Raw genomic sequence first — 24,887 nt, forward strand, 5'->3', positions numbered from 1 at the left:
GGATGAGTCTAGCTAATAACGGAGCTACCGTCTAAGCCTAGACAAATGCTTCAGCTTAGCACTCAAGGGCGATGTTCGTCAACGTGAACCATCGGTTTTCAGCAACCACCGACTCTCTGTGAGGCTTCACAATCAACTACTCCTCCCTATCAACGTTTTATCATGTCATAAAGGATTATTATCCAACTTTATTTTCTTCGTAAATTTTCTCACCATCTTCTACAACTAATTTACGAAATTCTTCTAATAGACGCTTCGTATGTGGACCTGTTTTTCCTAAACCAATCGTTCTACCATCTACTGTCGTAACAGCAATGACCTCAGCAGCTGTTCCTGTTAAAAACACTTCATCAGCTACATATACATCGTGCCTTGTAAATAATTCTTCTCTTACGTCATATCCAAGCTTTTCACCGATTTCTAAAATCGCATTTCTTGTAATACCTTCTAACGCCCCAGCAGAACTTGGCGGTGTAATTAATTTATTTCCTTTTACAATAAATACGTTATCTCCAGAGCCTTCAGCTACATACCCTTGATCATTTAACATAAGTGCTTCTTGTACTCCAGCTAATTTCGCTTCAATGCGAACTAAAATATTATTTAAGTAATTTAAAGATTTTACTTGAGGCGACAAAACATCTGGGCGATTACGACGCGTTGCAACTGTTATAATTGGAATCCCTTTTTCATAATATTCTTGTGGGAATAAAGATAATTGTTCTGCAATTACTACTACATTTGGTTTCGTACAAGAATCGGGATCTAATCCAAGATTCCCCGGTCCTCTTGACACGACTAGGCGGATATATCCATTAGATAGTTTATTATGTCGAATCGTTTCAACAACGATCTTCGTTGCTTCTTCTAACGTATATGGAATTTCTAACATGATGGATTTCGCTGATTCATATAACCGGACAAGATGTTCTCTCAAACGGAAAACATTACCGCTATACACCCTAATCCCTTCGAACACTCCATCGCCATATAAATAGCCATGATCATATACTGAAACTTTTGCTTCGTCTTTTGGAACAAATTCTCCATTTAAGAAAATCCATTGCTCGTTCACTGGAAAGCGCCCCCTATGTTCTATGAGTTTTTTATTGTTTCCTAGTTTACTCTCCTTTCTAAATAAATCAAGTGAATTTTTAGAAAATTTTTAATTTTTAATCGTACGCACATCTTCATTTATATTGATTTAACAACATTGTTAACGTTTGCAAAAAGTCAAAAAATTTTTTTCGCCAATTTCCACTAAAAAAAATATTTGTTTAAAAGAAGGATTTTTGTCAATTGATACGAATCTATTGTATTCAATAAACGGACGTCCGTTTTTATAAATTCGGGAATATACAACGACTTTTGCTGAAAAAGGGGGAAAATAATAAAAATAACGCTGTCTAAAAATAACATTCATATTTTTCATTTCGTAATCATAATCCTATTTTTAAAAAACAATTTGTCAAAATGAAGGAGGAAATCAATATGGCGTGTGTACAAATTAAAGGAACGAGACAAGAGGTAGTAGAAATGCTTCAACTATTTGACCTAATGGATACGAAAGGTTTTTGTAAATTCGATAATTACGTTGAAGTAGAACCACATAGCAAAAAACATAACAACTATACAGCTTCAATCGACATTCATTCAAATTCTTCTTCCGCCCAAGATACTTTAAACGATCAATTCGTAAGTCAAATGCTTACTGGTGTATATAACGACTAAACAAATATTCTCTTCCTACCATCTTTTCATAAATATATGCTATGAACTTGAGCATACTAGCAACTAGATGGTAGGAGGTGAAAATTATGGCTAGAATTGGTGTTGAGAACTCTTTAACTGATGTTCAACAAGCTCTTCAGCAACAAGGGCATGAAGTCGTTTCACTTAACTCTGAAAGTGATGCACAAGGTTGTGATTGTTGTGTTGTAACTGGGCAAGATTCTAATATAATGGGCATTGCAGATACATCGATAAAAGGATCTGTAATTACAGCACATGGTTTAACAACAGATGAAATTTGTCAGCAAGTTGAAAACCGCGCTTAATCATTTTTATCACATGATTTGTGAACTAACATTTAACGGGAATGGTCTCACTGATTATAGTTTCAATTTATCTATAGAAAGAGGGCTCCTTTTGAAAAGGAGCCCTCTTTTTTATATTCACCTAACGGGAAAGTAACATATACTGGATGAAAGCCCTACCTCTCTCTCATCATTACGGTTCCACTGACCGCTCCTTGATTCACTAGTATACATATAAAGCTTACATATACAATTTATAGGGTTTGTTCACAAAAGTTGTTGGTAAGACTACCCGATCTTTCGCAAACTTTTCGTATTATATTCATAAGATTTATTTACTTTACACTAGCTTTAACCGAGACACGAATTAAAATTTTAACACCAATACAATAACTTGTCAACATTTTTTACAAATTAAAAACAGACATTAACGGTTTGTCTGTTTTAGAATGGAGCTTTTTCTTTTATTACATATACAACAAAACCGCTTACTAACATAAATAAGCCAACTACTAAGTTTTTGATATTAATCATAAATTCCTCTCCCTTATTCCACACATCATATATATTTACAGTTCAATTATTCCGATCATCCTAAAGCGCACTTTTTCTAATATATCATAATTCCTAAAAAATGCAAGTTCACTTGTGGCGACCATTTACAAATTTATCTACAGTGCTTGGTACAGTATTTAAAGCTTTTTCAATTAAATGTGTACTGCTATTGAGATGCAATACTTGCACACCGTTAGAACCAACTACTAAAAAAGCAACTGGGCTAATAGAAACCCCAGCCCCGCTTCCGCCTCCGAATGGATGACTTTGCTTGTTCTCTTTATGCTGCCCTTGTCCGTTATTATGTTTTTCGGAAATAAAATCACCTTTAAAGTCACTTCCGCCGGCACCAAAACCGAAAGCCACTTGAGACACTGTTAATACTACATTTCCGTCAGCTGTTGAAACTGGACTTCCAACAATCGTATTTACATCTACCATCTCTTTTAAATTTGTCATTGCTGTTTTCATTAAATTTTCAATTGGATGTTCCATTATGTATTGCACCCTTTCCTCATTATTCTTTTTTATACTTTCCAAAATAGAGGAAGTCATACTTAGTTTTCCTATTTTGAAAAAACATTTTTACTTTCCAATTGGATATTACTCCCTGTACAGACTCGGATAAAGTGAAACTTTAATTAGTGGGGGGTTTGTTCATCCCCCACTGATTATTAGCCTTCACCAATCGGGCGTTTACGGGCAGCAGGGCTCCCACCTAACTTCTTCGCTCCAGCCGAATTTTGAGGCAGGAGTCTTACTGCTCGCAAATAGCGGGATAAAAACAGTAAAGAGAAACATACTATTATTGAACCTTGTTATGAAAGGAGTCCTTACTTTGACTGAGAAATTTGATGAATATAAAAAAAGAGATCGAATAGATAGTGATTATAGTGACTATAAAGAAGAATACGCAGCTGAAGTTGCGCCACAGCGTATTGACTATGATGATAAAGATAACGATGATGTAAGATCATCTGCAGCTGGATCGACTGCTGGTTTTATCGCTCTTGCTTTAGCAATATTATCGCTATTCACATTCCCAACACTGTTTGGTCTTGTGTCTGTTTTACTCGGTATTTACGCATATAATCGTGGGGCTACTGTAACTGGCGGTATCGCTGCCATTGTAGGTGGTATCGCTGCACTCATTGCGATTTTATTCCGAGTGGCGCTTATTGGGTTATTGTTCTCTCTTTTTTAAAAAGAAAAAGGTATCTCGCCTTATGCGGGATACCTTATCCTGTAAATACATCTTCTGATGGATATTTAATTTTTTGTTTCGCTGGTCGTGCCAAAGAGAAAACAAGTGTTAACGGTCCGATTAATCCACAAAACATAACAAACATAATAATACATTTTCCAAATGCCGATAGCTTCGCAGTAATCCCCATTGTTAACCCTACTGTGCCAAACGCTGAAATTGTCTCAAATAATAACTGAATAAAACTGAAGTCTTCTGTAAGCATTAATACAAATACCGCTGTAAAAATAAGTATTTGACTAGCAACGACAATTGCTAACGCTCTCGTTACTGTCGACATTTTAATCGTACGATGAAATAAAACAAAATCCTCTTTCTTTCTAAAGAAAGAAAGAACTGATGTAATTAAAATAACGAATGTCGTTAACTTAATTCCACCACCTGTCGATACACTTCCTGCACCAATAAACATTAATATCATCGTAAATAATATCGATGACTCTTCCATTCCGCCATAATCTATCGTGTTAAAACCGGCTGTACGAGGTGTAATTCCTTGGAAGAACGAAGCCCATAACTTTTCATTTAAAGATAGTTGTCCCAAAGTCTTCACATTATTATATTCCAATACAAAAATCACAATCATTGCAATAATGTTAAGTGCTATCGTTCCAACAATCATGATTTTGGAGTGAAGCGATAATTTTCGGAAGCTGCGGCTATACCATATATCAATTAATACCGTAAACCCTAGTCCTCCTATTACAATTAAAGAACAAATCCCAATATTAATAATAGGATCTCCTACGTATCTTGTTAAATTATCTGACCAAAGCGCAAAACCGGCATTATTATATGACGCAATAACGTGAAAAATACTATAGTATAAACCTTTTCCAAATCCAAACTCTGGAATAAAGCGAATCGATAAAAAGATAACTCCAATTAGCTCAATACAAATAGAAAAAATAAAAACTCGTTTCACTAATTTCACAAGACCACCAATATTTGTTTGATTAAATGCTTCTCCAATTAATAATCGGTGACGTAAACCAATTTTTTTACCTAGCACCCAAACAATTAAAATGGCTATCGTCATAAGACCGAGACCACCTGTTTGAATTAAAAACATAATAACAATTTCACCAAACATCGTAAATGTACTTGCAGTATCTACAACGCCTAAACCCGTTACAGTCGCTGCCGACGTAGCTGTGAAGAAAGCATCTACCCAACTAATATGGACTTTCGTTGCAAACGGTAACTTTAATAACAATCCTCCGATCACAATTAAACAAAAAAAGCCTAATGCTAAAATTTGTGGTGGACTTAATCGTATAAAGCGATTATACAACCCTTGTTTTTTTGCTACTTCCATATCACTAACTCCCTTTATCAAGTGAAGCTTTTATCCCTCATAAATAAAGACTCTTTAAGAGCCTACAAGTAGCGGGATAACCCTTATATTCTCATAATATAGTTGAGCATAATCCTTTTTTTCATAGATTTCAACTTTTTTTTATATTCAGATTCCTATCATTTTACAAAAGAATATTTTCTATTATATCTCCACTTATACTATAACTCTTAGACCAACACCTATTTTATCCCTTTTTCAAATTCCCATATCTTTCACGCCAAGTTCACACGAGGGTCACATCTACCTTTTATAGTATACGTATCGGAGCTGTTCCTCCCTAATTTATAAGACATTCCCCAGTGTCTTGAACAGCTTTCCATCCCTAATTAAATTGACATTAATTGTCCCCTTCCTTGACCATCCTATATGTGATGGTCTTATTTTTTTACTCTCTCTTTCTTCTTACTTAAAACTCCCTCTCTCTTTCACTCTATGTTCACATCTAGGTCACATCTATCTTTTATAGTGTATGTATCGGAGCTGTTCCTCCCTAATTTATAAGACATTCCCCAGTGTCTTGAACAGCTTTCCATCCCTAATTAAATTGACATAAATTGTCCCCTTCCCTAGGCCATCATGTGATGGTCTTATTTTTTTGTTTACTCTATCTTTTATTTAAAACTCCCTTTCCCTTTCACTCTATATACACATCAAAATCACATCCACCTTTTATAGTATATGTATCGAAGCTGTTCCTCCCTAATTTATAAGACATTCCCCAGTGTCTTGAACAGCTTCCATCCCTAATTAAATTGACATAAATTGTCCCCTTCCTTGACCATCCTATATGTGATGGTCTTATTTTTTTACTCTCTCTTTCTTCTTACTTAAAACTCCCTTTCCCTTTCACTCTATATACACATCAAAGTCACATCTATCTTTTATAGTATATGTATCGAAGCTGTTCCTCCCTAATTTATAAGACATTCCCCAGTGTCTTGAATAGCTTCCATCCCTAATTAAATTGACATAAATTGTCCCCTCCCTTTGACCATCATATGCGATGGTCTATTTTGTTTTCTAAATAGATCATTTAACTTTTTTGCTTATTTTAGTAAAAGCAATCTATATTTAAACAGATATTTTTATACGAAATATTCAGAAAATATTGTCAAAATAGGTAGTTTTTCGGTACAATTAATTTAGAAAGTAATTTCACAAAAATAAGGGGGGGTTTTATTGAAACAAACAAAAGCAATCTTAATTGCATTATTTCTCGGTTTAGTTGTCGGACTCACTTTAAATTTAGCTGCACCATCCATTTTTGAACCATTAAATCAATATGTGTTCAATCCACTTGGTCAATTGTTTATTCGCCTCATTAAAATGCTAGTTGTTCCTGTTGTATTCATTTCTATCGTGCTTGGGGCTGCTGGGCTTGGAGACCCGAAGCAACTTGGAAGAATCGGCTTAAAATCAATTTCATTCTTTCTTGTAACTACAGCCATTGCGATCTCTATTGCAGTTACATTTGCACTTATCATCAAACCAGGATCTGGCGGTAACTTTAAAACAGACGGGCTTAAGTATGAAGGTGCAAAAACTGAAACATCTTTCGTCGATACACTACTTAACATCGTGCCAGATAACCCAGCAAAAGCGATGGCTGATGGTAACATGTTACAAATCATTGCCTTTGCCGCATTGATTGGACTCGGTTTAGCTGTTTTAGGAAAACGAGTTCAAGGTATCCATTCATTACTTGAACAGGGCAACGAATTAATGATGTATCTTGTTAATCTCGTTATGAAATTAGCTCCAATCGGAACATTTGGATTGCTCGCTTCATCCGTTGGTAAAATGGGTCTTGCAGGCGTCGCTGCGATGTTCAAGTATATGATTGTCGTTATGTTGGTACTCATTATTCACGGTGTCTTCGTATACGGCGGCTTATTAAAGGTATTGGCAAAAGAAAGTATTATTCGTTTCTTTAAACATTTCGGACCAGTAATGGCGATTGGATTTAGTACATCTAGCTCTAATGCATCTCTTCCGTTTGCAATGAAAACCGCACAAGAAAAACTTGGAGTTCCAAAAGCGATAAGCTCTTTTGTACAACCACTAGGTGCAACGATTAATATGGATGGTACTGCCATTATGCAAGGTGTCGCGACTGTATTTATCGCTCAAGTGTACGGGGTTGAGCTTACATTACCTCAATTAGCTATAGTCGTATTAACTGCTGTACTAGCTAGTATCGGTACTGCAGGTGTACCAGGTGTTGGATTAGTAATGCTTACGATGGTTTTAAATCAAGTAAATCTACCAGTAGAAGGTATTGCTTTGATTATCGGTATTGATCGCATCCTAGATATGTCTAGAACAGCTGTAAATATTTCCGGTGATGCAATTTGCGCAATGATTGTCGCAAAATCAGAAGAAAAATATAATACAGATCAATCGGCAGCATCTTAAATCAAAAAAGGAGTGAATTATTTCACTCCTTTTTTGATTTGCTTCCTTTTTTCGAACGATATTCTTTTCCTTTGTTATCATTACCTGTTTCAAATTCAGTACTAAACTCCTGCTGGAATTGCCCTGATTTCGGTGAACCTTGATTTCCGCTACCTTTACTACCATTACGATTCGTCATATTTCTGCCTCCTTCCTTTACTAGTAGTATGGTACATATTTTCTTTTTTATAATCTTTTACATACGAAAGAAGACCTTTCCTATATAAGGAAGGTCTTCTCTGTCATCACGTAAGCGTTTTCTTACTTTTAATTATTTAAATAAGTTTTTTAGAAATAGATATCATTATATTCATTTCTTCTTCTGAAAGTGCGGAGAATCTTTCTTGTAAATATTTCTTTTTCTCCCCTTCCATTTTCGCAACTAAATCTTTCCCTTGTTCTGTAATCTCCAAATATACAACTCGGCGATCTGACGTAGAGCGTGAACGAGTTACAAAACCTTTATTAATTAATTTTTCTGTAACAGCTGTAATATGACTATTCGACACATTTAACTCATTAGCTACACGTGATACCATTTCTTTATTCGTACGATTCAATATTCTAAGGACGATGAACTCATTCCACGGTATGTAACCACCAAATATTTTTCCAATATCATTACGCAACGTGCGGAACATAGCAAAAACATTTGTCGATAGTTCTTCCATTAATTGCTCTCGATTTTGAGACAATTTTGACAGCCCCTTTTATTTCATTTAGTTAAATAAAAACCTTATTAATAATTTTACATGAAATCTTACTTTTTGTCACCTTATTTTCCCGTAATTCGTAGTTTTTTAATAGATATTTCATGGTACAATGAAATTAATTTTCCAGAAAAAGGAGTTGGGATAATGAGTGAAGAAGACAAACTTTCTAATTTCAGTCTAAAAGATAAGACTATTATTATTAGTGTTGTTATTCTTATTCTCATTATATTCTTTGCATTTATATTCTTTGTATATGTAGGAATCTTTCAAATTACAGGTATAGAATATTCATCAAGAACAGCTCTACTACTCTTTTTTTTACTTATTCTTTTATTAGATGGTATTACATATTTTATATTCATTTCCTTTAAAGTGCTCCTACATCCAATGATGACAAGTATGCCCAATTGGCTCTCAATTGCTCTGCTCTCTATAATTGAAATTACATTAGATTGGTTTGTCCTACATACCGCCGATGACTGGATAGAGAGTGTACAAATGTCCAACATAGCTGAATTATGTGTCGCACTATTCCTTTACACACTAAATAAATTATTTAGTGATAAGAAAGAGTAAGATTACAAGCTTTTCTATATAAAAATTGGTACAATAAAAATAAATCATACTAAAGAGGTGTTACTTATGAACTTACTACAATGGGCTGATAAAGGCATGTCCTTTGATACATATGTGAATGAAATGAAAGTAAACCAATACGAGCTACTACACATTTACAATAACTTTTTAATTCCAAATGAATTACTGCCAGTTTTAGAAGAACGTCAAAATGATGGCTGGCGCGTTATCGTATTAACAGCTGACTGGTGCGGCGACGCTCTTTTATGTGTACCTGTTATGAAACGAATTTCTGAAGTTGCAAATATTGATATGACATTATTAATTCGTGATGAAAACTTAGAATTAATGGATCAATATTTAACAAATGGAACAGCCCGCGCCATTCCAATCTTTATCTTCATTGATAAAGACGGAAATGAACAAGCCGTTTGGGGACCACGCGCTCCAAAAGTACAAGAATTAGTAACTTCAATGCGCGCTACACTTCCTGGAAAAGAAGATCCAACATTCGAGGTAAAACAAAAAGAAATGTACGCTAATTTCCGTGCTACCTTAGCTGATGATACTTCTCTTTGGGAGCACGTAATGGAAAGCATGATTGAAAAAGTAGTAAAATAAAAAACATGCCGAATTCGGCATGTTTTTTATTTTACAAAATTATAATCCTTTTTTCTGAGAATATACAGCATCTACGCACTCTGCTAAACGTTCCATTTCACCCATGTATATTCCACGTGTCATCCACCCAGTCAACTTGTACATAATCTTATATAAAAAATTCTTCGGTTCAAATTCTACGATTAAAGTAAGCGATGTACCTTCTTCATCCTCTTCTAACATATAAGTTACAGCTGTATGACCTTGCTTCATCTCACATCCAACTGAAACGATATACGGTTCATCATACTCTAAAATTTCTGCCTCAAATTCATATATTTTCTTCCCCATCTTTTGCACGGATATATATTTATCACCTTCACGAGGATTGTTTACATCTACGTTTGGAGGATACCTATTTTCTACCATAAAGGTACTCCATTCCATTATTTTCTCATCATTATTTACATAATCAAACACAACATCAATTGGTGCCGGAATTACTATTTCTATTGCAAAACTCACTAAACTGCCCCTCTCAAATACCCTATCGATTTTCTTAAAGTTATTATAACGAAATCATTATGGCATATTTCACTTGGTGAAATACAAGTATTTGAAGGTAAAAGTCTTATTTTTCTCTCGCTATAAAAAAATCCCCTATAGAATAGACTTTTTTCAAATGTCTATTCTATAGGGGATTGCTGACAATTTATTCTTACATAATGAAGAAATAGAATACCGCAGCTAAAATGAACCGGTAATAAGCGAACGGTGTTAGTTTTACACGAGCTAATAATTTTAAGAATGAAACGATTGCAAGCAACGCAACAACGAATGCTGTAATAAATCCAGTTGCAAATAACATTATATCAGCCGAGCTTAATATATCCCAGCTTTTAATTAAATCTAAGGCACTTGCAGCTACCATCATTGGCACAGCTAAAATAAACGTATATTCCGCTGCCGCTGTATGCGAAACACGAGCTAACAAACCACCACTTATTGTTGATCCAGAACGAGAAAATCCTGGCCAAAGTGCTAAACATTGGAACATTCCGATTGTAAATGCTTGCTTATATGTGATTTCATCTAACGTTCTTGCTGTACTTGGTTTTGAAAACTTCTCAGCAACAATCATTAAAATACCACCAGCTACTAAGCTAATAACAACCGGTCCTGGACCGAATAAAACTTCTTTAATTGCGCTATGGAATAGTACGCCGAGTATGCCGGCAGGAATCATCCCGATAATAATATGTAATAAATTTAAAGATGGTCCATCAGTTACTTTTCCTATTCCAACTAACGACCATAAACGTTTCCAAAATATAACAACAACTGCTAAAATCGATCCCAACTGAATAACAACTTCGAAAACTTTCGCTCTATCGTCTTCAAATCCAATTAAGTGTCCTGTTAAAATCATATGTCCTGTTGATGATACTGGTAAAAACTCTGTTAAACCTTCAACAGCACCCATGATTAATCCAATTAACCAATCAGCCACAAGTAGTGCCTCCTTAATAACGCATATGTAATTTTTTCACACCTTATCATAATACCTTATCCCTTTTCAAAGTGCATCCTTTTTTTATTGATTTCATTTGTTGTATACGCTTATTTCTTTTCTATTTTTTGATTAAATTGTATGATGATAAGAGTTTGTTTTTTACGTTGAAAGGGGATTTTATGAAAGAAACTACTTCATTCTCACAAAAGTTAAAGCAATTTTTATTACTCTTTTTCCCGATTTTTGTAACGCAAATGTCATTATTTGCGATGAGCTTTTTTGATACGACAATGTCAGGACATGCGAGTCCTATTGATTTAGCGGGTGTTGCTATCGGAACAAGTATATGGCTTCCCGTTAGTACCGGCTTAACCGGAATTTTAATGGCTACTACTCCTATTGTTGCACAGCTCGTTGGATCAAAGAAAAAGGAGGACGTTCCCCACATTGTCATACAAGCAGTATATTTAGCAATTTGTGCTAGTTTCGTTGTTATCCTTATCGGATTTTTAGCTGTTTCACCTATTTTAAATGGCATGCAATTAGAAGAACCCGTGGAACGTATTGCAGCACAATTTTTAAGTATTATCGCGATTGGAATTATCCCTTTATTTACTGTCACCGTCTTACGTGGATTTATTGATGCATTAGGAAAAACTCGAACAACGATGATTATTACATTACTATCATTACCAATTAACGTAGTATTAAATTACTTATTAATTTTTGGTCACTTTGGCTTTCCAAAACTCGGTGGTGTCGGTGCGGCAATCGCTTCTGCAGCAACCTATTGGTGTATTTTAATTATTACGGTCATTATTATTCGTACGAAAGAGCCTTTCGCTTCTTTCAATATCTTTAAACAGTTATACCGCCCTTCCTTTACAAGCTGGAAGGAATTCCTGAAACTTGGCGTCCCTATCGGATTTGCTATCTTTTTTGAGACGAGTATTTTCGCTGCGGTAACACTTATGATGAGTAATTTTAGTACGACAACAATAGCAGCACATCAAGCAGCTATGAACTTTGCTTCCTTGTTATATATGACTCCTTTAAGTTTAGCAATGGCAATGACGATAGCCGTTGGATTTGAAGTTGGAGCAAAACGATACAATAATGCGAAACAATATGGATTTATCGGAATTGGATTAGCTCTTGCTTTCGCTCTTTTATATTCAATCCTTCTCTATTTCTTTGATGATGAAATTGCTTCTATTTATACGACAAATGCAAATGTCCATCATTTAGCAAAAGAATTTCTTGTGTTCGCTATTTTATTTCAAATTTCAGATGCGATTGCAACTCCAGTACAAGGAGCACTTCGTGGTTATAAAGACGTAAATGTTGCCTTAATTATGACATTAATCGCCTATTGGGTAATAGGTCTACCTCTTGGCTACATATTAGCAACTTATACTGATTGGGCAGCGAAAGGGTATTGGATTGGTCTTATTATCGGTCTAGCATTTGGAGCAATCTTCCTGCTTATCCGTCTCTTTCAAGTACAAAGAAAATATACAACGCAAAGCAGCCGCTAATGATATAGCGGCTGTTTTCTTCGTGCATATTTTTTCTTGTAACGTGTAACATAATGAAAAAGAAAGGTGGATACATATGGACGAAAAACAAAAGAAACAATCATTCGATGAAGAATTCGCCCCTGAAATTTCACCTGGATATCGGCAAGATGTACATAAGCCACCTAAATATAAAAACACTTCTTTTTTAATGGGCATTACCATTTTCGCAGCTGTATTACTCGTACTCATCATTTTCGTTTATTTTTAATGGAAGGCGGTCTATTATATGAAGAAACAAGAATCTAATCGTTCAAAAAGAACTGTTAAAACAGAAAAAGGATATGCAGGAGATTCTGTTCATACACTTAAACAAGTTGAGCAAGGAAACTTATACATTGCTCAAAAAGAACTTGGGCAACAAAATGAAAATCTTTAAAGTCCCTCTTCTACTAGAGGGTTTTTTATTGTACATACTGCTTTTGCTCCAGCACCATAAATATATTATTAACCTTTACAATCTTCATGTCATAATTTAATTTCATTTCACTTCTCTTACCATTTTCAGTACCAGCAACGTACGCTACAGCATGATAGCGAAAACTCTCATCCGTCACTTCACGTATCTCCTCGTTTGTAAATTTATACTCTAAATTCCGAAAACGATTTGGATAATAATTTTCCATTAATTGTTCATGCCCTCTATTTACAAATAGCTCTTCGCTTTTTATCTTCACATCTTCTTTAGTATCAAACTCAAACACTGATAATTGCGTTGTCACAAAGTGTTCTCCTATCATTTTCATTTCTTTATCAGTTAAAGTTTCTATACCCTTGTTCTTTATTTCCTGATTTAACTCGTACTGATCTATCGGTTTAAAGGTAGCAAAAACCGTCTCTTTATATGACCAAAACAAACCAAAAGCGATACATATAGAAATGATTAATATTCTTTTCTTCGTAATACACACCAACCTTCCTCCAAATTATAATTATAGATTACCAAAAAGAAAGAAGATTCTGATATTATAAGGTGGAATAATTTAACTTTTAATTAGAAATGAGGAGTGACTATGAACTATTACAAGCAATATATAAAACAAGCCCTGCCTGACCTTTCTATACATTCATATAAGCAGAATGAAGAAGGCTGGGATAATATAGCGGTTATTATAAATGACGATCTACTCTTTCGTTTCCCGCGAAGACTTGAATATGCAAACCGAATTCCATTAGAAAAAGAACTATGCACCATTCTTTCTCATTCATTACAAAGAATCGAAATTCCTAAGTATCACCTATTGTATAAGAATGATTGTGATACTGTTCCATTTTGTAGCTACTATCCTCTCATTCATGGTAAACCATTAAAAACTGAAATAGTTGCCAAGTTAGAGAAAAAAGAACTTGAAGTAATTATTACACAATTAGCCACTTTCCTTGCGACTTTACATAGTATTCCTTTAAAACGTGTTGAAACGCTAGGATTCCCTATCGAAAAAACACTTATCTACTGGAAAGAGCTACAAACAAAATTAAATCAATATCTTACTAACAGTTTTACTTCATTACAGAAATCAGCCTTAAATAGTTTATTCAAAAATTTCTTTGCCAATCTAGCTAAATCTACCTTTCAAAATACAATCATTCATGCTGACTTTACAAATCATCACATTTTATTTAACAACCTGAACAAAACCATTTCAGGTGTTATCGATTTTGGAGATGCCCAAATTGGCGATCCCGCTTTTGATTTTGCTGGACTATATTATGATTTCGGTCATGAGTTTACTACATCTGTATATGAACAATACAGTGTACTTGTTTCTCACCACGATCCATTACTCATTCACCGCATCACTACCTTTTATCAATACAGCCCTTTACTACATAATCTTATTTATAACATTGAGACAAATAACGAAATAGAATTAAACAAGAGTAAAGAACAATTGAAAGCAATATTACAGGGACGAGATTAAATTCTCTCCCTATATTCTCTCTCTTCATACATCATTAACTTTTTATCCATTTCAACAATAAATTTATACAATTGAAACGCCTGTAAAATTTGCAGTTGAATTCCAAAAGGAGCATTCTGTTCTTTTAACCATTGAAATACTTCCGTTTCATCTTTCATTGATTATTCCTCCCTTTATTAAAATCTGCTACAAATATACCGTAAATGATGAAAAGCTTTTCATGTCAATAATAAAAAGGATGCAAAATTGCATCCTTTAATGTACAATATTTTTCTTCTGTAACACTTTCTCTTTTGCCTCTTCTACTTGGCATTCACTACGAAAGGCACAGCTCATACACTCTGAACGATAATTACGCTCTGTGTAGTGTTCAGGTTGTTGCAGCATTTCTTTCATTCTAAATAAATCATCCATTCCAGTTATAATATCTTCCTGTTTTGGAATGTACTCATACTTAGTTCCTTCTATTAAATTAATAACTTCGATTTTTCCAGGAAGAATGCCGAAAGCTTTATAACTAAATACAGTCATTAGCTTCTGACAAAGAGCAAGCATTTCCTCATCCGCATCGAAAACATACTTTTTAATTACAAATGACTCAGTACTCCACTTACCAACTTCAAATGTCATTGATATGTGGACGCCTAACTCTTCCATATATGTTTGAAACTTCTCATATAAAAACAATGGTGGCGCCTGACTATCATCTCTTTCAACGAACTGTAATAAGTGATCAGTTAGCTTCGCTAACACAATATAATACTCCGTCTTCGAAGCAAACATATTAATCCTTACTTTTTTCCAGTACTTTTCTATTAGTATTAAAAGTACAATTTTCGTTTGTTGGCCCGCGGGTAACGTGTAATACTCGTTAATAATTTGATTCACAATCATTTGCGCTATTTGTTGCCATTCAAATGAAGATGGTTCTCTTCTTTTTATATGACGGAAATAAAATTTATGTGGACAACGCATAAAATCATATAAATGATAATCTGTCATCGTTTTAATTGAGATTTTCTCCTGCAATTGCTCTTCATCTCCCTTCTGCCATTAAGAAAGGTGTTTTACAAATTCAGCTCCAAACTGTAAACATTTTTCCACATCTTCATCTTCTGGCGTTAATTCTACTTTTAGTCCTTCTAACACAACTGCTGCCCCGCGTTCTCGTAGCTTTTCTATTAAAATGTCAACCGCCACGCCGTATTTCGGATAAGCCGAATCACATGACCCGAATACTGCCGCTTTTTTTCCAGCTAAATCAATAGAATCCATTGCGTCATAAAAATCTAAGAAATCATCAGGAAGGTCTCCATCTCCCCAAGTGTATGCACCTAAAATAATTCCATCATACTGTTCTAATATAGAAGCTTCTGGTGAATCCATAATATCAATAACTTCAATTTCATTTTCTGTTTCACGAATTGCACCTGCAATATGATCAGCCATTTCCTCTGTATTTCCACTCATACTTGCAAAAATCATTACTAACTTACTCAACTGAATCTCTCCCTTTACTATGTATCGCTTTTTCTGTTTGACTTGTATTCTTCTCATCTACATATTCAGAACGAATTAAATTTCGTTGCCATTCAATATGCTTATTAATATCTTTATTTTTATTTTTTAATCCCCTCCGCAGAAGGTGAAATGTTTTTCTCATTAACATGTCGCATCCATCCTATTGATAATAATTATCAATTTCAACTATATTTAGATTAATTGACATTGATTATCAATGTCAACAACTATTTTTAAAAAAATGATGAAAATGTACAAGCTTGTCCGTTAGCTATTCATATACTATAAATGAGCATAGTTCTTTCTCAGCCCTCTCTGACGGAAAGAAATAGAAGCAACTGCAATAAAGTGCAGTTGCCTTTTTTTATGCTTTATCAGTTTCTAATAGCCTTATAGTCGTCTCTAAAAATAGTTCCACTCCATTCATTAAAGCCGATTCGTCCACATCAAATTTTGGATGATGATGGGGGTAACAAGTATCCATATTTGTATTCCCTGTTCCTAATTTAATGAAACAGCCAGGTGCTTTTCTTAAATATGCAGAAAAATCTTCTCCTCCCATAGAAGGTTCAAGATGCACAATACGCTGATTTCCGAACAATTTCATCGCGCTTTCTTCTACTATTTTTGTAATGTACTCATCATTAACAACTGGATCATATCCGTAACGATACGTATATGTATAATCCCCTCCATGTGCTTCTGTAATTCCTTTCACAATTTGTTCAATTTTCTCTTTTGCTTCCGCTCTTAATGTTTGATTAAAAGATCGAACAGTTCCCATTAAAGTTGCTGTGCTTGGAATGATATTATCGGCCATTCCCCCATGAAATTGTGTTACTGACACTACCCTATGCATAAAAGCACTTGTATTTCTTGATACGATATATTGTAAGTTTGTAATAATCTGTGCTCCGATAGCGATAGGATCTATCGTTTCTTCTGGCCGTGCCGCATGACCGCCCTTTCCTAAAATTTCAATTGTAAACACGTCTGGCGCTGCCATCATAGGACCATATACAATTCCTATTTTCCCGCTCTCCAATCCAGACATAACGTGCAAACCTATTACATAATCAACGCCGTCCATAACACCGGCCTCCACCATTTCTTGTCCGCCACCAGGGTACACTTCCTCTGCGTGCTGAAAGAATAGACGAATCTCACCATCAAAATCTTCCTTTATATTTGATAGCGCCTCTGCTGTACTTAACAAAATAGCTGCGTGAGCATCATGCCCGCATGCATGCATTATTCCTTTATTCACAGACGTATACGGTTTCCTTGTCTCCTCTTGAATTGGTAAAGCATCTATATCAGCTCGAATCGCAACTACTTTCCCTTGTTGCCTTCCTCTTTTAATTGCTAGCACACTGTACTGCGTTGGTCTCGTTACTTCAAAAGAAGAAAATGAGCATAATGTATCATATATAAATTGCGAAGTTTCTTTTTCATGAAACGATAATTCCGGATATTTATGGAAATGCCGTCTCCATTTCATTATATTTTCTTCCGAAATAAGACTCTTCCACACTTTATTCATGATAATTTCCTCCTTTTAATAAGATCTAGAAATATAAAGTTTGCTCATTCTCTACCGATTAATAGGAAACAAATATTATGTTTTCGAGTATTCTTATAATCCACTTTTATGTATTCATACAATCCACTTCCTATTTACATGTCAAACCCATTACAAATTCATGCTGAATGTAATATAATTGCTAAGTTAGGGATTTTCTTTTTTAGTATTTAGTGCTAATATCAGAAAAGAGCCTTTTGTCTTATTTTTACCTAAAATGTGGAATTTTGTTTTTTTCACAATAATGTAGGACATGATACCTACAAAGAGCTATTATTTCATTAAGAGAGGGAAAGACATGGAAAGATTAAAAGAGATATGGTCTCGACCACTCACACAATGGGTTGCAAAGACGGTTTATTACCTTGCAATTTTATTTGCATTACTTTGGTTGTATGGATTCCATGATACAAACACAAGTACATTTATTTACAATGAATTCTAGGGTGGGAACGTTATGAAGTTATTAGAACAAATTGAAAAGTGGGCTGCAGAAACGCCTGATCAAACCGCTTTTGTTTGGCGAGATGCGAAAATTACGTACAAACAATTAAAGGAAGATTCTGATGCGTTAGCACATTGGATTTCTTCTGAGTATCCAGATGATCGTTCACCAATCATGGTGTATGGCCATATGCAACCTGAAATGATTATTAACTTTTTAGGATGTGTAAAAGCTGGACATGCTTACATTCCTGTAGATTTATCTATCCCAGCTGATCGTGTACAACGTATCGCTGAAAATTCTGGTGCGAAATTACTTTTATCAGAAACAGAAGTAACTGTAACTGATTTACCAGTTCGCATTGTAAGTGAAGACAACTTAAAAGATATTTTCTTTACTCATAAAGGAAACATTCCAAATCCTGAACATGCGGTAAAAGGTGATGAGAATTTCTACATTATTTACACATCAGGAAGTACAGGTAATCCGAAAGGGGTTCAGATTACTTATAACTGCCTTGTTAGCTTTACAAAATGGGCTGTAGAAGATTTCAACTTACAAACAGGGCAAGTATTCTTAAACCAAGCACCTTTCTCATTCGATTTATCTGTAATGGATATTTACCCATCATTAGTAACAGGTGGTACACTTTGGGCAATCGATAAAGATATGATTGCACGTCCAAAAGACTTGTTTGCTTCCTTAGAGCAATCGGATATACAAATATGGACTTCGACACCATCTTTCGCAGAAATGTGTTTAATGGAAGCATCTTTCTCTGAGAGTATGCTACCAAACATGAAAACATTCTTATTCTGCGGTGAAGTATTACCAAATGAAGTGGCTAGAAAATTAATTGAGCGTTTCCCGAAAGCTACAATTATGAATACGTATGGTCCAACAGAAGCTACTGTCGCTGTAACAGGTATTCACGTTACAGAAGAAGTGCTTGATCAATACAAATCACTTCCAGTTGGCTACTGTAAATCAGACTGTCGCCTTCTTATTATGAAAGAAGATGGCACGATTGCACCTGATGGTGAAAAAGGTGAAATCGTAATTGTCGGTCCAAGCGTAAGCGTTGGATATTTAGGAAGCCCTGAATTAACAGAAAAAGCATTTACTATTATTGACGGTGAGCGCGCCTATAAAACAGGCGATGCTGGCTATGTTGAAAATGGTCTTCTATTCTATAATGGTCGTCTTGATTTCCAAATTAAGCTTCATGGTTATCGAATGGAATTAGAAGAAATTGAGCATCATCTTCGTGCGTGTTCTTACGTAGAAGGAGCAGTTATTGTTCCAATTAAAAAAGGTGAAAAATACGATTATTTATTAGCGGTTGTTGTTCCTGGTGAGCATTCATTTGAAAAAGAATTCAAATTAACATCTGCAATCAAAAAAGAACTCAATGAGCGTTTACCAAACTACATGATTCCACGTAAATTCATGTATCAATCTTCTATTCCAATGACACCAAATGGAAAGGTAGATCGCAAAAAATTATTGAGTGAGGTTACAGCATGACCGCGTATGGATCATTTTATTTTTTCGCTATAGTGGGCATTTTATTAATACCTACTATCATAGCTGGATTAAAAGGTAAAATGTTGCGTAAATATAATGCCTTTTTAACATTATTAATGCTTGTTATTATCTTCTCTGATAAACCAAAGCAAGCAATAATGTTAGCCGCATTTATTATTTGGCAATATGCCCTTATTAAAGGCTATTTATTATTAAGAAAACAAAATAATAGTACATCTAGGTTTTATATAGCTGTTATTTTATCGATTTTACCGCTTATTTTGGCAAAAGTCGCACCGTTTGTACCTGAGCTAAAGTTTGTCGTATTTTTAGGAATGTCCTATGTAACATTTAGAGCAGTACAAATGGTATTTGAAGTCCGTGATAATTTAATTAAAGAGCTTTCCTTCTTTAATTTTTGGGAATTCGTTTTATTCTTCCCGGCTATCTCAACAGGACCTATCGATCGTTACCGTAGATTCCAAAAAGATATTCAAAAGCCACCTAGTGCAGAAGAATATCAAAACTTACTATATACAGGGCTAAACCGTATTTTCCAAGGTTTCTTGTATAAATTTATTATTGCTTACTTAATAAAGCAATATTTTATGGATCCGGCATTCGCTCAGCAAGATACAATCCTATCAAATATGATTTACATGTATAGCTATAGTTTATATTTATTCTTTGACTTTGCTGGTTATAGCTCATTTGTAATTGGTGTAAGTTATATGATGGGAATTAAAACTCCAGAAAACTTTAATAAACCATTTATTAGTCGTAACATTAAAGACTTCTGGAACCGCTGGCATATGAGTTTATCATTCTGGTTCCGTGACTTTATTTACATGCGTTTTGTCTTTTTTGCAACGAAGAAAAAGCTAATTAAAAACCGTTACACAATTTCGTATATCGGTGCATTTTTAAACTTTTTCATCATGGGAATATGGCATATTACTGGTGAGCATGTGTATCAATACATTATTTATGGTCTTTATCACGCTGCCTTGTTTATCTTGTTCGATATTTTCGAACGAAAAAACAAGAAGCATAAGTTTTGGCCAAATAATAAGTTTACGCATGTCCTTGCGATTGTAATTACGTTCCACGTTGTATGTTTCGGTTTCCTAATCTTCTCTGGACACCTTAACAGATACTTTTAATGCACCCTTCTTATTCCATTAAGAAGTTGCACATATAATATATTCGGATATAAAGGAGATTTTAAAAATGGCAGAATTCAAAGAGCAAGTATTAGATATTTTAGAAGAAGTATGTGAAAACGATATCGTGAAAGAAAACTTAGATGTTCAATTATTTGAAGAAGGTATTCTTGATTCTTTCGCTGTAGTATCTTTATTAGTTGAATTCCAAGAGCGTTTAGATATTGAAGTGTCTATTTCTGATTTTGACCGTGATGAGTGGGCTACACCAAATATGGTTATTAAGAAGTTGGAAGAAATCCGATGAACAAAGCAAAATTTGGTCCGATGCTTTTAGCATTGGCCCTTTTTGCTGTATTCTTACTTATTCCGACGCGCTTCCTACTTCCACTTTTAAGTGATGAGAAAGTAGAACAAGCTGCGACTTCTTTAAAAGAAGAAAAGATTCAAAGTATGATTTTACAGCAAAAGATGTTAGCAGATCCGAAATATCTTCCGATGTACGGTTCATCGGAATTCGCACGTATGGATGCTTTCCATCCATCAAATTATTTCAAAGTAAAGCCTGAAGGGTTCACACCATTCCTTCTTGGACGCGGCGGAACACAAGACCTTGTACACGTATTAAACTTTGCATCTACAATGGATCAATTGAAAGACAAGAAAATGGTATTCGTTCTTTCTCCGCAATGGTTTGTGCCACAAGGTATTGATGAAACACACTTTGCACCTAACTTTTCAAAACAACAAGGCTATCACTTGCTTTTCAATGATGACTTAAAGCCTGAGATGAAAAAACAAATTGCAAAACGTTTACTAAACTTTGAGATCGTTAAGAAAGAAACTTTACTTAAAGTTTCGCTTGAAGGTATCGTTTATGATGATACAAAGCATAAAGTAAAAGCACTTGCTGCTAAACCTTTCGCTTATATTTATCGTAACATTTTAGATCGTAAAGATTTATTTACAGCAATGTTTGATATTAAACCGCATAAAGAAAAACTTGACCCTTCATTAAAACAAATGAGCTGGGAAGAGGCTCGTAAACATGCAGATCAAACGGGCGCAGTAGAATCTGGATCGAACGAATATGGTATCGAAAATGATTACTTCAATAGCAAGATTAAGAAGAAGTTAAAGCAACGTGAAGGCTACTTAAAAAATGATGCTTATGATCAATCGCCAGAATATGAAGATTTACAAATTGTACTTGATTTATTAAAACAATCTGGTGCAAAACCACTCTTCATTTCTGTTCCTGTAAAAGGTCCTTGGTACGATTACGCTGGCTTCCCGAAAGAACGACGCGAATTGTACTACAAAAAAGTTCATGAGCAAATTGAGAAAGCTGGCTATCCAATTGCCGACTTCTCAAATCATGAGTATGATAAATACTTCTTAAAAGATCATATGCACTTAGGTTGGAAAGGCTGGGTTTACATCGACGAGGCCATCCAACAATTTTATAAAGCAAACTAACAAAAAGACCGCTTGAATTATTCAAGTGGTCTTTTTCTATATACATTTTGCAATTGTTCGATTACGTTATCTGCTTCTTTCATAACTCGCTCCACTACATGCTGAGCTGATTCTATTCGTGCTAATGATGACGCTTGTCCCGCCCAAAGCGACATGTATTCTCCTTTATTTTGTTTTGCTGCTTCTTGGCGTATTTTAGAGGTTAATACATTTTGCACTGGATACATCGGAAGCCCTTCTTCTTTCCCTTCATGTTTCTCTATAAATTCATTACGAATACCCCGTGCATATTTCCCGGAAAACGCACGAGTTACAGTTGTGCTCGTATCTGTACTTTGTAATACAGCCTCTTTATATGCATCATGTGTAATACTTTCTTCACTCGTTAAAAAGGCTGATCCCATTTGAACAGCTTCTGCCCCCAGTGTAAATGCCGCAACAAGCCCTTGCCCATTCATTACACCACCTGCTGCAATAATCGGGATATGCGGGACTGCTGCTACTAACTGAGGAATTAATGCAAACGTACCAATCATTGCATCACGTTCTTTCCCAATAAACGTTCCTCTATGCCCTCCTGCCTCGCTACCTTGTCCGACGATAATATCTACCCCTAACTCGGCAAGTACTTTCGCTTCTGCTACATGGGTAGCTGTTCCGACAACTTTTATTCCTCTTCTTTTTAATTCATCTATTTCTTCTTTTTCTAACGTTTGAAATGCAAAACTAACGACCGGTACTTTTTCCTCTAATAATACTTGTAATTGCGCTTTATAGCTTTTCGGCAGCTTTAGTGCCTGCTCTCCCTCTATACCTAGTTCTCTATTCACCGCTTCCAGTAATACGTTCGCCTCTTTTACCTTTTCTTCTTCTATCTTTACTTCTTTTGTTAAAAGTAAATTAACACCAAATGGTTTATCTGTTAACTCCCTTATCTTATAAATAGCTTCACGAATTTGTTCTGGGCTCATATAGCCAGCTCCAAGCGTTCCTAATCCTCCGCTATTACTTACAGCGGCAACGAGCTCTGGCGTTGTAATAGCACCTGCCATCCCAGCTTGAATGATAGGATTCTTCACTTGTAATAGATCTATTACGCGACTTGTAAACATCATTTCTCCTCCTATTCCCCTTATATCTTCTTTATTTGACAAGCTTTCCCCTCCTTTTACAAGGGTTGAACTTCATCTGAAGCGAATATATTGGAAGAGAAGGAGGTTGAAAACAATGATGTATCCAAATGCTTTAAAACAAGGTGATACAGTAATGATTATTGCACCGTCCGGCCCACCAACAATTGAAAATGTATTAAAAGGTGTAAACGTATTACAAGAAATGGGTTTATCTGTAGTAATCGGGAAGAGTATCTATGAGAAATATGGATATTTAGCTGGAAGTGATCAAGTTCGTCTCGATGATATACATGAAGCATTTACAAATAATGAGGTAAAGGCCATTTTCTGTGCACGAGGTGGTTACGGAAGTGCTCGTCTCCTCCCTCACATTCAATATGAAATCATTCAACAGAATCCAAAAATCTTTTGGGGATATAGCGATATTACAGCTTTACATACTGCTTTTTCACGTTATGCAAAGCTCGTTACTTTTCATGGTCCAATGGTTGAAGAATTAGGTAAAGGTGTAGATTCTCTCTCCTTATCTTCTTTCAATCAACTATTTCATCCGTATTCCACCATCTTATCTGCTTCAGAATGTATCGTACCTACCTCTTCCTGTACAGTTACAGGCACATTAGTCGGAGGAAATTTAGCTGTGTTAACGAGTATAATTGGCTCGCCCTATGAGATAGACACAAGCAATAAACTTTTATTAATTGAAGATATTGGGGAAGAACCGTATCGCATTGACCGTATGTTAAATCAGCTACTTTTATCTGGAAAGTTTAATGAATGTAGTGGTGTTATTTTTACAAGCTGTCATGACTGCACTCCTTCTAAACCATCTCAATCATTGCAAACAATATTATATGAATATTTCGCACCATATCATATACCTGTCTTATTCGGTTTACCAATTGGACATATAAGCCCAAATATCGGCATTCCCCTCGGAGCTACAGCAACAATAAATACAAATAATAAAACACTCTCTATTTCTTCCGGCCTAGCCACTCCATGTTTAAATTAAAAAGGAAAAGCAATTAAGCTTTTCCTTTTACTTATAATAATTAAAAATTCGTCCAGATGCGATATCTGCGATTTCTTCTGGAATAAATGTTTTACTCATATCTGTTCCAACATTTAATACAGCTGTCGCATCTTTCTCGATGCTACCAAATAATTCTTTTCCACGTATCGTAATAAGGGGTGTCCCTTCTGGCAACACATCTTTTACAAATTCCAATTGCGTAAAGAATGGAACGATCCATCTATCCTCTCCTTGGAAATGACGTAAACGAAGTGTGCCTTCTGTCGCTCCGTCCTCTGCTTCTAATGAACCAGCAACATAAAAATCAGTTGTTAAGAGCAATTCATAAAATTCCTTTTGCTTTTGTTTATCCTCTCCTGCTAAAACGAGTACCTCTTCTATTTTTTTTACTGGAATTTGCTTCATATGATGACACCCCTATTTTCAAAATG

At 35.1% G+C, this 24,887-nt stretch carries 33 protein-coding genes and 1 other annotated feature (1 of these 34 cut by a window edge); of the genes, 16 read left to right on the plus strand and 17 right to left on the minus strand.

Going from position 1 to position 24,887, the window contains the following annotated elements:
• Window positions 1-162: a binding site (T-box leader), on the minus strand; it reaches 65 nt to the left of the window's first position.
• Between the two features lie 16 nt (window positions 163-178).
• Together ilvE and SJY24_RS23320 are read right to left on the minus strand one after the other, a co-directional pair.
• Entirely contained in the window at window positions 179-1,075 is an 897-nt protein-coding gene (gene ilvE / locus SJY24_RS23315; RefSeq protein WP_377866340.1) for a branched-chain-amino-acid transaminase, read from the minus strand.
• Window positions 1,076-1,216: 141 nt separating this feature from the next.
• Window positions 1,217-1,432: a hypothetical protein gene (locus tag SJY24_RS23320; protein WP_044739212.1), complete on the minus strand. Its 216-nt coding sequence runs from the start codon at window positions 1,430-1,432 to the stop codon at window positions 1,217-1,219.
• Between the two features lie 59 nt (window positions 1,433-1,491).
• On the opposite strand from SJY24_RS23320, the gene SJY24_RS23325 reads away from it, so the two are divergent.
• Window positions 1,492-1,731, plus strand: a complete 240-nt coding sequence (locus tag SJY24_RS23325) for a DUF3911 family protein (RefSeq protein WP_377866341.1) — start codon at window positions 1,492-1,494, stop codon at window positions 1,729-1,731.
• 86 nt (window positions 1,732-1,817) lie between these two features.
• Window positions 1,818-2,057: a YkuS family protein gene (locus SJY24_RS23330; protein ID WP_000101008.1), complete on the plus strand. Its 240-nt coding sequence runs from the start codon at window positions 1,818-1,820 to the stop codon at window positions 2,055-2,057.
• 423 nt (window positions 2,058-2,480) lie between these two features.
• Here the strand turns inward: SJY24_RS23330 and SJY24_RS23335 are convergent, their stop codons facing one another.
• Window positions 2,481-2,570, minus strand: coding sequence for a hypothetical protein (locus SJY24_RS23335; protein ID WP_000608227.1), 90 nt, complete (start codon window positions 2,568-2,570; stop codon window positions 2,481-2,483).
• 108 nt (window positions 2,571-2,678) lie between these two features.
• Window positions 2,679-3,146, minus strand: a complete 468-nt coding sequence (gene ytfJ, locus SJY24_RS23340) for a GerW family sporulation protein (protein ID WP_002075130.1) — start codon at window positions 3,144-3,146, stop codon at window positions 2,679-2,681.
• Between the two features lie 283 nt (window positions 3,147-3,429).
• Here ytfJ and SJY24_RS23345 point away from each other — a divergent pair, with 283 nt between their 5' ends.
• Window positions 3,430-3,795, plus strand: coding sequence for a hypothetical protein (locus SJY24_RS23345; RefSeq protein WP_000136552.1), 366 nt, complete (start codon window positions 3,430-3,432; stop codon window positions 3,793-3,795).
• 34 nt (window positions 3,796-3,829) lie between these two features.
• On the opposite strand, the gene SJY24_RS23350 is transcribed toward SJY24_RS23345, so the two are convergent.
• Window positions 3,830-5,173, minus strand: coding sequence for a TrkH family potassium uptake protein (locus tag SJY24_RS23350; RefSeq protein ID WP_377866342.1), 1,344 nt, complete (start codon window positions 5,171-5,173; stop codon window positions 3,830-3,832).
• 1,221 nt (window positions 5,174-6,394) lie between these two features.
• Between SJY24_RS23350 and SJY24_RS23355 the strand changes: the two genes are divergently transcribed.
• Window positions 6,395-7,630, plus strand: a complete 1,236-nt coding sequence (locus SJY24_RS23355) for a dicarboxylate/amino acid:cation symporter (protein WP_377866343.1) — start codon at window positions 6,395-6,397, stop codon at window positions 7,628-7,630.
• A 22-nt stretch (window positions 7,631-7,652) separates the two neighbouring features.
• Here SJY24_RS23355 and SJY24_RS23360 read toward each other — a convergent pair whose 3' ends face one another.
• Both SJY24_RS23360 and SJY24_RS23365 read right to left on the minus strand, forming a co-directional pair.
• A complete protein-coding gene (locus SJY24_RS23360; protein WP_000184933.1) occupies window positions 7,653-7,808 on the minus strand; it encodes a hypothetical protein in 156 nt (51 codons plus the stop codon).
• Window positions 7,809-7,944: 136 nt separating this feature from the next.
• A complete protein-coding gene (locus SJY24_RS23365) occupies window positions 7,945-8,364 on the minus strand; it encodes a MarR family winged helix-turn-helix transcriptional regulator (RefSeq protein ID WP_000081442.1) in 420 nt (139 codons plus the stop codon).
• Window positions 8,365-8,526: 162 nt separating this feature from the next.
• On the opposite strand from SJY24_RS23365, the gene SJY24_RS23370 reads away from it, so the two are divergent.
• Window positions 8,527-8,958 (plus strand): regulatory YrvL family protein, encoded by a 432-nt coding sequence (locus tag SJY24_RS23370; RefSeq protein WP_377866344.1) that lies wholly within the window; start codon window positions 8,527-8,529, stop codon window positions 8,956-8,958.
• Between the two features lie 33 nt (window positions 8,959-8,991).
• Window positions 8,992-9,579 carry a thioredoxin family protein gene (locus tag SJY24_RS23375; protein WP_377867301.1) on the plus strand — a complete coding sequence of 196 codons (588 nt, stop codon included), beginning with the start codon at window positions 8,992-8,994 and terminating at the stop codon, window positions 9,577-9,579.
• 39 nt (window positions 9,580-9,618) lie between these two features.
• On the opposite strand, the gene SJY24_RS23380 is transcribed toward SJY24_RS23375, so the two are convergent.
• Both SJY24_RS23380 and uppP read right to left on the minus strand, forming a co-directional pair.
• Window positions 9,619-10,083, minus strand: a complete 465-nt coding sequence (locus SJY24_RS23380; RefSeq protein WP_377866345.1) for an SRPBCC family protein — start codon at window positions 10,081-10,083, stop codon at window positions 9,619-9,621.
• 193 nt (window positions 10,084-10,276) lie between these two features.
• Window positions 10,277-11,068 (minus strand): bacitracin resistance undecaprenyl-diphosphatase, encoded by a 792-nt coding sequence (gene uppP, locus SJY24_RS23385; RefSeq protein ID WP_377866346.1) that lies wholly within the window; start codon window positions 11,066-11,068, stop codon window positions 10,277-10,279.
• A gap of 182 nt (window positions 11,069-11,250) precedes the next feature.
• Between uppP and SJY24_RS23390 the strand changes: the two genes are divergently transcribed.
• From SJY24_RS23390 to SJY24_RS23400, 3 genes are all read left to right on the plus strand, one after another.
• Window positions 11,251-12,609 carry an MATE family efflux transporter gene (locus tag SJY24_RS23390; protein WP_377866347.1) on the plus strand — a complete coding sequence of 453 codons (1,359 nt, stop codon included), beginning with the start codon at window positions 11,251-11,253 and terminating at the stop codon, window positions 12,607-12,609.
• Window positions 12,610-12,685: 76 nt separating this feature from the next.
• Window positions 12,686-12,859 (plus strand): hypothetical protein, encoded by a 174-nt coding sequence (locus SJY24_RS23395; protein ID WP_000343684.1) that lies wholly within the window; start codon window positions 12,686-12,688, stop codon window positions 12,857-12,859.
• Window positions 12,860-12,877: 18 nt separating this feature from the next.
• Entirely contained in the window at window positions 12,878-13,027 is a 150-nt protein-coding gene (locus tag SJY24_RS23400; RefSeq protein ID WP_002149552.1) for a hypothetical protein, read from the plus strand.
• A 25-nt stretch (window positions 13,028-13,052) separates the two neighbouring features.
• Here the strand turns inward: SJY24_RS23400 and SJY24_RS23405 are convergent, their stop codons facing one another.
• Window positions 13,053-13,562: a biotin transporter BioY gene (locus tag SJY24_RS23405; protein ID WP_377866348.1), complete on the minus strand. Its 510-nt coding sequence runs from the start codon at window positions 13,560-13,562 to the stop codon at window positions 13,053-13,055.
• Between the two features lie 99 nt (window positions 13,563-13,661).
• On the opposite strand from SJY24_RS23405, the gene SJY24_RS23410 reads away from it, so the two are divergent.
• On the plus strand, window positions 13,662-14,570 hold the full coding sequence (locus SJY24_RS23410; RefSeq protein ID WP_377866349.1) for an aminoglycoside phosphotransferase family protein: 909 nt from the start codon (window positions 13,662-13,664) through the stop codon (window positions 14,568-14,570).
• Here the strand turns inward: SJY24_RS23410 and SJY24_RS23415 are convergent.
• From SJY24_RS23415 to SJY24_RS23435, 5 genes are all read right to left on the minus strand, one after another.
• Window positions 14,567-14,728: a hypothetical protein gene (locus tag SJY24_RS23415; protein ID WP_377866350.1), complete on the minus strand. Its 162-nt coding sequence runs from the start codon at window positions 14,726-14,728 to the stop codon at window positions 14,567-14,569. The two genes, SJY24_RS23410 and SJY24_RS23415, sit on opposite strands and share 4 nt — an antisense overlap.
• Window positions 14,729-14,825: 97 nt before the next feature.
• Window positions 14,826-15,599: a hypothetical protein gene (locus tag SJY24_RS23420; protein WP_377866351.1), complete on the minus strand. Its 774-nt coding sequence runs from the start codon at window positions 15,597-15,599 to the stop codon at window positions 14,826-14,828.
• A gap of 24 nt (window positions 15,600-15,623) precedes the next feature.
• Window positions 15,624-16,070: a flavodoxin gene (locus tag SJY24_RS23425; RefSeq protein ID WP_377866352.1), complete on the minus strand. Its 447-nt coding sequence runs from the start codon at window positions 16,068-16,070 to the stop codon at window positions 15,624-15,626.
• Entirely contained in the window at window positions 16,063-16,239 is a 177-nt protein-coding gene (locus tag SJY24_RS23430) for a hypothetical protein (protein ID WP_377866353.1), read from the minus strand. The genes SJY24_RS23425 and SJY24_RS23430 overlap by 8 nt, the downstream gene beginning before the upstream one ends.
• 216 nt (window positions 16,240-16,455) lie before the next feature.
• Complete coding sequence (locus tag SJY24_RS23435) at window positions 16,456-17,634, minus strand: M20 metallopeptidase family protein (RefSeq protein WP_377866354.1); 1,179 nt, start codon at window positions 17,632-17,634, stop codon at window positions 16,456-16,458.
• 337 nt (window positions 17,635-17,971) lie between these two features.
• Between SJY24_RS23435 and SJY24_RS23440 the strand changes: the two genes are divergently transcribed.
• From SJY24_RS23440 to dltD, 5 genes are all read left to right on the plus strand, one after another.
• Window positions 17,972-18,118 (plus strand): teichoic acid D-Ala incorporation-associated protein DltX, encoded by a 147-nt coding sequence (locus SJY24_RS23440; RefSeq protein WP_000440293.1) that lies wholly within the window; start codon window positions 17,972-17,974, stop codon window positions 18,116-18,118.
• A gap of 12 nt (window positions 18,119-18,130) precedes the next feature.
• Complete coding sequence (dltA, locus tag SJY24_RS23445) at window positions 18,131-19,645, plus strand: D-alanine--poly(phosphoribitol) ligase subunit DltA (RefSeq protein WP_377866356.1); 1,515 nt, start codon at window positions 18,131-18,133, stop codon at window positions 19,643-19,645.
• On the plus strand, window positions 19,642-20,808 hold the full coding sequence (gene dltB, locus SJY24_RS23450; protein WP_000127920.1) for a D-alanyl-lipoteichoic acid biosynthesis protein DltB: 1,167 nt from the start codon (window positions 19,642-19,644) through the stop codon (window positions 20,806-20,808). The genes dltA and dltB overlap by 4 nt, the downstream gene beginning before the upstream one ends.
• A gap of 67 nt (window positions 20,809-20,875) precedes the next feature.
• Entirely contained in the window at window positions 20,876-21,115 is a 240-nt protein-coding gene (dltC, locus tag SJY24_RS23455) for a D-alanine--poly(phosphoribitol) ligase subunit DltC (RefSeq protein ID WP_000807310.1), read from the plus strand.
• Window positions 21,112-22,287: a D-alanyl-lipoteichoic acid biosynthesis protein DltD gene (dltD, locus tag SJY24_RS23460; RefSeq protein ID WP_377866357.1), complete on the plus strand. Its 1,176-nt coding sequence runs from the start codon at window positions 21,112-21,114 to the stop codon at window positions 22,285-22,287. Before dltC ends, dltD begins: the two co-directional genes overlap by 4 nt.
• 17 nt (window positions 22,288-22,304) lie before the next feature.
• On the opposite strand, the gene SJY24_RS23465 is transcribed toward dltD, so the two are convergent.
• Window positions 22,305-23,399, minus strand: a complete 1,095-nt coding sequence (locus SJY24_RS23465; RefSeq protein WP_377867302.1) for an NAD(P)H-dependent flavin oxidoreductase — start codon at window positions 23,397-23,399, stop codon at window positions 22,305-22,307.
• A gap of 115 nt (window positions 23,400-23,514) precedes the next feature.
• Between SJY24_RS23465 and SJY24_RS23470 the strand changes: the two genes are divergently transcribed.
• Window positions 23,515-24,435, plus strand: coding sequence for a S66 peptidase family protein (locus SJY24_RS23470; RefSeq protein WP_377866358.1), 921 nt, complete (start codon window positions 23,515-23,517; stop codon window positions 24,433-24,435).
• Window positions 24,436-24,462: 27 nt separating this feature from the next.
• Here SJY24_RS23470 and SJY24_RS23475 read toward each other — a convergent pair whose 3' ends face one another.
• Entirely contained in the window at window positions 24,463-24,861 is a 399-nt protein-coding gene (locus tag SJY24_RS23475) for an SseB family protein (protein WP_144506213.1), read from the minus strand.
• Window positions 24,862-24,887 lie beyond the last annotated feature (26 nt).

This window comes from Bacillus sp. R86525 (genome assembly GCF_042466195.1).
Lineage (GTDB): Bacteria > Bacillota > Bacilli > Bacillales > Bacillaceae_G > Bacillus_A > Bacillus_A nitratireducens.

What these genes read in the sequence shown, in the direction of transcription:
- SJY24_RS23320 (WP_044739212.1), bottom strand. Translation starts at nt 1,432, where the DNA reads ATGAAAAATATGAATGTTATTTTTAGACAGCGTTATTTTTATTATTTT.
- SJY24_RS23325 (WP_377866341.1), top strand. Translation starts at nt 1,492, where the DNA reads ATGGCGTGTGTACAAATTAAAGGAACGAGACAAGAGGTAGTAGAAATG.
- SJY24_RS23330 (WP_000101008.1), top strand. Translation starts at nt 1,818, where the DNA reads ATGGCTAGAATTGGTGTTGAGAACTCTTTAACTGATGTTCAACAAGCT.
- SJY24_RS23335 (WP_000608227.1), bottom strand. Translation starts at nt 2,570, where the DNA reads ATGATTAATATCAAAAACTTAGTAGTTGGCTTATTTATGTTAGTAAGC.
- ytfJ (WP_002075130.1), bottom strand. Translation starts at nt 3,146, where the DNA reads ATGACTTCCTCTATTTTGGAAAGTATAAAAAAGAATAATGAGGAAAGG.
- SJY24_RS23350 (WP_377866342.1), bottom strand. Translation starts at nt 5,173, where the DNA reads ATGGAAGTAGCAAAAAAACAAGGGTTGTATAATCGCTTTATACGATTA.
- SJY24_RS23360 (WP_000184933.1), bottom strand. Translation starts at nt 7,808, where the DNA reads ATGACGAATCGTAATGGTAGTAAAGGTAGCGGAAATCAAGGTTCACCG.
- SJY24_RS23370 (WP_377866344.1), top strand. Translation starts at nt 8,527, where the DNA reads ATGAGTGAAGAAGACAAACTTTCTAATTTCAGTCTAAAAGATAAGACT.
- SJY24_RS23390 (WP_377866347.1), top strand. Translation starts at nt 11,251, where the DNA reads ATGAAAGAAACTACTTCATTCTCACAAAAGTTAAAGCAATTTTTATTA.
- SJY24_RS23395 (WP_000343684.1), top strand. Translation starts at nt 12,686, where the DNA reads ATGGACGAAAAACAAAAGAAACAATCATTCGATGAAGAATTCGCCCCT.
- SJY24_RS23400 (WP_002149552.1), top strand. Translation starts at nt 12,878, where the DNA reads ATGAAGAAACAAGAATCTAATCGTTCAAAAAGAACTGTTAAAACAGAA.
- SJY24_RS23410 (WP_377866349.1), top strand. Translation starts at nt 13,662, where the DNA reads ATGAACTATTACAAGCAATATATAAAACAAGCCCTGCCTGACCTTTCT.
- SJY24_RS23415 (WP_377866350.1), bottom strand. Translation starts at nt 14,728, where the DNA reads ATGAAAGATGAAACGGAAGTATTTCAATGGTTAAAAGAACAGAATGCT.
- SJY24_RS23430 (WP_377866353.1), bottom strand. Translation starts at nt 16,239, where the DNA reads ATGTTAATGAGAAAAACATTTCACCTTCTGCGGAGGGGATTAAAAAAT.
- SJY24_RS23435 (WP_377866354.1), bottom strand. Translation starts at nt 17,634, where the DNA reads ATGAATAAAGTGTGGAAGAGTCTTATTTCGGAAGAAAATATAATGAAA.
- SJY24_RS23440 (WP_000440293.1), top strand. Translation starts at nt 17,972, where the DNA reads ATGGAAAGATTAAAAGAGATATGGTCTCGACCACTCACACAATGGGTT.
- dltA (WP_377866356.1), top strand. Translation starts at nt 18,131, where the DNA reads ATGAAGTTATTAGAACAAATTGAAAAGTGGGCTGCAGAAACGCCTGAT.
- dltB (WP_000127920.1), top strand. Translation starts at nt 19,642, where the DNA reads ATGACCGCGTATGGATCATTTTATTTTTTCGCTATAGTGGGCATTTTA.
- dltC (WP_000807310.1), top strand. Translation starts at nt 20,876, where the DNA reads ATGGCAGAATTCAAAGAGCAAGTATTAGATATTTTAGAAGAAGTATGT.
- dltD (WP_377866357.1), top strand. Translation starts at nt 21,112, where the DNA reads ATGAACAAAGCAAAATTTGGTCCGATGCTTTTAGCATTGGCCCTTTTT.
- SJY24_RS23465 (WP_377867302.1), bottom strand. Translation starts at nt 23,399, where the DNA reads ATGTTTACAAGTCGCGTAATAGATCTATTACAAGTGAAGAATCCTATC.
- SJY24_RS23470 (WP_377866358.1), top strand. Translation starts at nt 23,515, where the DNA reads ATGATGTATCCAAATGCTTTAAAACAAGGTGATACAGTAATGATTATT.
- SJY24_RS23475 (WP_144506213.1), bottom strand. Translation starts at nt 24,861, where the DNA reads ATGAAGCAAATTCCAGTAAAAAAAATAGAAGAGGTACTCGTTTTAGCA.